The following is a 1,127-nucleotide window of genomic DNA, read 5'->3' as shown; positions in this document are numbered from 1 at the left end:
CCGACGGTACGACCACCTTCGCGGATAGCGAAGCGCAGACCTTCTTCCATAGCGATAGGAGCGATCAGCTTGACGGTGATCGACACGTTATCGCCAGGCATCACCATTTCCTTGCCTTCTGGCAGCTCGATGGCACCGGTCACGTCCGTCGTACGGAAGTAGAACTGAGGGCGGTAGTTGCTGAAGAATGGGGTGTGGCGGCCGCCTTCGTCCTTGCTCAGCACATACACTTCAGCGGTGAAGTGGGTGTGTGGCTTGATCGAGTTAGGCTTGCACAGCACTTGGCCGCGTTCCACGTCTTCACGCTTGGTGCCGCGCAGCAGCAGACCGACGTTGTCACCAGCTTGGCCTTGGTCCAGCAGCTTGCGGAACATTTCCACGCCGGTCACGGTGGTCTTGACGGTGTCCTTGATACCGACGATTTCGATTTCTTCGCCGACCTTGATCACGCCGCGCTCGATACGACCGGTCACCACGGTACCACGACCGGAGATGGAGAACACGTCTTCCACAGGCATCAGGAAAGCACCGTCCACAGCGCGCTCAGGCGTAGGGATGTATGCGTCCAGAGCTTCAGCCAGCTTCAAGATGGCAGGCTCACCCTTGTCAGACTGGTCACCTTCCAGAGCCAGCTTGGCCGAACCACGGATGATGGGGGTGTCGTCGCCAGGGAATTCGTACTTGTCCAGCAGTTCGCGGACTTCCATTTCCACCAGTTCCAGCAGCTCTTCGTCATCGACCATGTCGCACTTGTTCAGGAACACGATGATGTAAGGAACGCCCACTTGACGAGCCAGCAGGATGTGCTCGCGGGTTTGAGGCATAGGGCCGTCAGCAGCGGAGCAAACCAAGATAGCACCGTCCATCTGAGCGGCGCCGGTGATCATGTTCTTCACATAGTCAGCGTGGCCGGGGCAGTCCACGTGAGCGTAGTGGCGGGTAGCCGTTTCGTACTCAACGTGCGAGGTGTTGATGGTGATACCACGGGCCTTTTCTTCAGGCGTGTTGTCGATCTGGTCGTAACCCTTGGCTTCGCCGCCAAAAGCCTTGGACAGAACGGTAGCGATAGCAGCCGTCAGGGTGGTCTTACCGTGGTCAACGTGACCGATGGTGCCCACGTTCACGTG

At 58.5% G+C, this 1,127-nt stretch carries 1 protein-coding gene; it reads right to left on the bottom strand.

The features are described from left to right. Positions 1 to 1,127: elongation factor Tu (gene tuf, locus ACFIQF_RS24600; protein WP_393946281.1), on the bottom strand; the 1,127-nt coding region annotated here is incomplete at both ends.

It is taken from the genome of Comamonas trifloxystrobinivorans, from assembly GCF_043359985.1.
GTDB classification, from domain to species: Bacteria; Pseudomonadota; Gammaproteobacteria; order Burkholderiales; family Burkholderiaceae_C; genus Comamonas; species Comamonas trifloxystrobinivorans.
Note: the sequence above shows the minus strand (reverse complement) of the source record. Positions and strands in the feature narration are given on the sequence as shown.